3 protein-coding genes are annotated in these 4,800 nt (G+C 75.4%); all 3 read left to right on the top strand.

Features of this window, described 5'->3' with window-relative positions:
- The coding region (locus tag ACFSL4_RS26340; protein WP_465269765.1) for a serine/threonine-protein kinase at positions 1 to 1,789 on the top strand (1,789 nt) is incomplete at its 5' end.
- A 171-nt stretch (positions 1,790 to 1,960) separates the two neighbouring features.
- The gene (locus tag ACFSL4_RS26335; RefSeq protein WP_381087824.1) at positions 1,961 to 3,568 is read left to right on the top strand and encodes a serine/threonine-protein kinase; all 1,608 of its coding nucleotides are present in this window, start codon (positions 1,961 to 1,963) and stop codon (positions 3,566 to 3,568) included.
- A 179-nt stretch (positions 3,569 to 3,747) separates the two neighbouring features.
- Positions 3,748 to 4,800, top strand: a 1,053-nt coding sequence (locus ACFSL4_RS26330; RefSeq protein ID WP_381087812.1) for a serine/threonine-protein kinase, incomplete at its 3' end; no start/stop codon positions are given.

Here is a 4,800-nt window from a genome sequence, read left to right as displayed (position 1 = left end):
GGCCCGGACCGCCGCCGCGCCCGGCGGGCCCGCCGCCGGGATGCCCGCCCTTCAGTCCGCGGAGGATGTGCGGGCGGCACGGGCCGGGGCCATCGCCGCCTACCGCGCCGGAGCGCGGGCCGCGGCACGGGTGCAGGAGGAACAGAGCGCCGACCGGGCGGCGCTGCCCGCGCCGAGGCCGGCGACCGGTTCAGGCGCCGGCGCCGGCACCGTGGTACCGGCCCAGGACCCCGGCGGGCCGGCGGAACACCGGCCCGCCGCATCGCCCCCGGGGCAGATCGCCGACCCGTACGGAGTGGGCCGTACGGCCTCCTGGCACGGCGCGGCACCGCGCCCGGCGGCACCGGTCGGCGGCACCGACCGCACCGCGCCACCCGGCCAGACGTCCGCACCCCGCAATGGCATCGGTGCCGGCCCTTACGAGAACGTGGCCCCGGGCGTGCCCGCCGCCGAGGGCGGTGCCCCCGGCCCCGCCGTTGGCGCGGGCGCCCCCGAGGCTCCCTGGGGTCAGCGCGGCCCGGCCACCGCCCTCGCCGCCGAGCGGGCGCGCCAGGCGCGGATGGCCGTCGTCGGGCCCGTCACGGAGCGGTGGGCGCCCGAGCAGGCGGGCCCCGTGCACGAGAACTGGCAGCTGGCCGCGCCGATCGGGCCCGCGACCGACCTGTGGGCGCTGGGCGCGCTGCTGTTCCGGGCCGTGCAGGGGCATGCGCCGTATCCCGAGGAGAGCACCGCCGAACTGGTCCAGCTCGTGTGCGCCGAACCGCCCGCCTTCGCCGAGGAGTGCGGTCCGCTGCGCCCGGTCGTGGAGTCGCTGCTGCGTCAGGACCCGACCGACCGGCTCGACTACGAGGAGCTGCGCGGCTGGCTGCGCTCCCTCGTCCGGTCCGCGCCCGAGCCCGAGGCGGGGGCCCATGTCGTCGCGGCGCCGCCCGTCGACCCGCGCCGGCTGCCGATCGTGCGCCGCCGGGGCGAGCTGGTCCGCCGGCGCCGCGCCGGGCTGCCGGCGGCCACCCACGCCCGCCACCGGCGTGCCAAGGACGAGCGGGCACCCAGGCCCCGGCGCCTGGGCCGCACCCTGCTCCTGCTGATCCTGCTCGGGCTGGCCGCGGTGATCGCCTACGCCATGGTGTTCATGCCCAAGGCCGGCAGTGCCGAGGGCACGTCGGGGCAGCGCACCGGTGCGGCCGGGGACGTCGGCCCCGCCCCGCGGCAGTCCGGCCCGGGCGGCGCCCCGGGGCCCGGTCAGGGCGGCTCCCAGGAGCCCGGCGAGGGCGGTGCCGAGAGCTCCTCGTCGTCGGCCGGTTCGCCCCAGACGCAGACCAGCGACCCGGAGGTCGCCCAGGGCTTCACCCTGCGCAAGGACCCCGAGGGCTTCAGCGTCGCCGTCGCGAACGGCTGGGACCGCGCCCCGAGGAACGGGCGCGGCCAGGTCGTCTACTCCCACGGCGACTTCGAGCTGATCGTCGTGCCCGGACGCGACGGCACCAGCAGGTACGGCGGCGATCCGCTGACCTACCAGCGGGAGTCGGAGCCCGAACTGCAGCCCTTCCGCGACTCGACCTGGGCCACCTCCAGCGGGATGCGCCGCATCGACGTGGGTGGACGGACCATGGCCGAGGGGCAGTTCACCTGGACGGACGGCGACGGACGCGAACTCTACGTGCGCAACCTCGCGATCGTCGTCGGCGGCCGCTACCACGTGGTGCAGGTTCGCGGCCCGGAGGCCGAACGCGACGAGGTGACCCGGTTGTACGAGCAGGCCGAACAGACATACAGAGTCGCTGGCTGACCCTGCGTCACCGTGCGCGGTCCGATTGCGCTGAGTGTGCGCTGGTTCCGTCCCGTACGTGGAAGGGAGAACCGTCACAGTGCGGTCTCCGAACGACCCCGCCGGTTCCCTGTGCGGGGGCCGCTCTTTACTCTGGCCTCGTCAAGACCATTGCGGGGAAACGTGAATCAGATGCAGGGCCTGCTCCTCGCGGGCCGCTACCGGCTCGTCGACTCCATCGGCAGCGGTGGCATGGGCAGGGTGTGGCGCGCCCACGACGAGGTGCTGCACCGGGCGGTCGCCATCAAGGAGCTGACCGCCGCCCTGTACGTCACGGAGAGTGACCGCGCCGTACTCCTCGCCCGGACCCACGCCGAGGCGCGGGCCGCCGCCCGCATCAACCACTCGGCCGTGGTCACCGTCCACGACGTGCTGGACCACGACAACCGGCCGTGGATCGTCATGGAACTGGTCGAGGGCGGCTCGCTGGCCGACGCGGTCAAGGAGCGCGGGCGCATCGACCCCGCCGAGGCCGCCCGCATCGGCCTGTGGGTGGCGCGCGCCCTGCGGGCCGCGCACTCCGCGGGCGTGCTGCACCGCGATGTGAAGCCCGGCAACGTCCTGCTCGCCGCCGACAAGCGCGTGCTGCTCACCGACTTCGGGATCGCGCAGGTCGAGGGCGACACCACCATCACGCGCACCGGAGAGATCGTCGGGTCCGTCGACTACCTGGCGCCCGAGCGCGTCCGCGGCCACGACCCGGGTCCCGCCTCCGACCTGTGGGCGCTCGGCGCCACGCTCTACACGGCGGTGGAGGGCAGGTCGCCGTTCCGGCGGACCTCGCCGCTGACCACCATGCAGGCGGTCGTCGACGAGGATCCCGCGCCGCCGCGGTTCGCGGCCGCCCTGGAACCGGTGATCTCGGCGCTGCTGCGCAAGGACCCGGCGCGCCGGCCCGGTGCTGCGGAGCTGGAGCAGATGCTGGCCGAGGCCGCGGAGGGACGGCGGCCGAGGGCGGCGCAGGAGTACGTGGCGACGCAGAACGTGCACCTGAACGGCGACGGTGACACGACTGCGTACGTGCCCGGTCCCCGGGAGGCGCGCGACGCGGGGACGGCGGGCGGCACCCTGCACCAGCCCGCTTTGCCGCCCCCGCCCCGCAGACGCCGCGGTCGCACCGTCGCGCTCGTCCTCGCGGTGGCCGTGGTCGTGGGCGCGGCGGGCGCGGTGGCCGCGGACCGATTCGGCGGGCGCGACGACGCCGGCGGCGGGCCCACCGCCACACCCGCCGCGACGCCCTCGCCCGCAAAGAGCACGGATCAGGCCGCGAGCACCGTGCCGGACGGCTGGGTACGTGTGCCGGATCCCGCGGGCTTCAGCCTCGTCCTGCCCGGCGAGCGCTGGAAGCGGAAGGTGTTCGACGCCCTCCAGACCGACTACTCGCCCGACGGCGGCAGGCACTTCATCCGCATCGCCGTCGACGACTCGCCGGACTTCGACGACCCGCACGAGCACCAACTCGACCTGGACCAGCAGCTCCGGCGGCTCGTCGACTACAAGCGCATCAAGCTGGAGTCCGACATCTACCGGGACTGCAGGGGCTCCCGGTGGGAGTACACGTGGACCGCGCTGGCCAAGGACACACGGTTCCCCGGGCCGCGCCACGCCGTCGAGGAGACGTACATCGGCCGTGACGGCGTCGAGTACGCCATCTACATGTCCGGCCCCGCCGCGGACTGGCCGACCACGAGCAGCCAGTTCGACGCGGTGCTGCGGGGGTGGCGGCCCCCGTCGGGCTGACGGACACGGCGACGCGTCCCCGGATGCCTCCGCCCGGATGCCTCCGCCCGTACGCGTCCTCCGGTACGCGTTCCCGTACGCCCATCGCGCCCCGCTCGTGCGCCCGCGTACGTCGTATGTCGGCCACCCTGAGCACGGCGTCCCGGAGGGGTGACCTGTGGTGCGGCATGATGGGGCGCATGGGGACCGAGGGGGAGAATGTCCGTGTCATAGCGGGGCGCTACCGGCTGGAAGAACGGATCGGCCGGGGCGGCATGGGCGTCGTCTGGCGGGCCGCCGACCAACTGCTCGGCCGGCAGGTGGCGGTGAAGGAACTCGTCGTCGACCCCTCGCTCTCCGCAGAGGAGGCCCGGCGGCAGCGCGAGCGCACCCTGCGCGAGGCGCGCGCGGTCGCGCAGTTGAGCCACCCGCACATCATCGTCGTCCACGACGTCGTCGCGCACGACGAGCAGCCCTACCTCGTCATGGAGTTGATCGACGGCGGCTCGCTCGCCGAGCACATCGCCCGGCACGGCCCCGTCGACGCCCGTGAGGCCGCGCGCATCGGCATCGCGCTGCTGGGCGCGTTGCGCTGTGCGCACGGCGCGGGTGTGCTGCACCGCGACCTCAAGCCCGCGAACGTCCTGCTGGAGGCGGGCACCGACCGTGTCGTCCTCACCGACTTCGGCATCGCGCAGGTCGCCGGAGCGACCACGCTCACCGAGAGCGGCTCCTTCGTCGGCTCACCCGAATACACCGCCCCGGAGCGGATGTCCGGCGACCGTACCGGGCCCGCGTCCGACCTGTGGTCGCTGGGCGCGCTGCTGTGCGCGGTCCTGAGCGGCGAATCGCCTTTCCGCCGCGACTCGCTGGGCGGGATCCTGCACGCGGTCGTCGTCGACGAGATCCGTCCGCCCGCGCAGGCGCAGCCGGTCCTGCCCGTCGTACGAGGACTGCTGGAGCGCGACCCGGACCGGCGCCTGGACGCCGCCGAGGCCGAACGGCTGCTGCGGGAGTTCCTGGAGACGGGACGTACGCCGCGGGTGCCCGTGGCGTACACGCCGACGCAGCGGGACGTGCCCCGGCGTGCGGCGCACTCGCCGCCCCGGGAGGCAGGCGAGGCCGCGGCCCCGGCCGCCGGGTCGCAGCCGTACTCGGCGCGGGGTGTGCTCGTCGCCGCCGCCCTCGTCGCGGCCATGGTGGGTGCGGGCGTCTCGGCGGCGGCGCTGCTGATGCACGACGGCGGCAACGGC

This window comes from Streptomyces caeni, from assembly GCF_042678285.1.
GTDB lineage: Bacteria > Actinomycetota > Actinomycetes > Streptomycetales > Streptomycetaceae > Streptomyces > Streptomyces caeni.
This window is presented reverse-complemented; position numbering and strand designations above follow the sequence as displayed.

Coding starts and splice junctions, on each gene's coding strand:
- ACFSL4_RS26335 (WP_381087824.1), top strand. CDS start 1,961: ATGCAGGGCCTGCTCCTCGCGGGCCGCTACCGGCTCGTCGACTCCATC.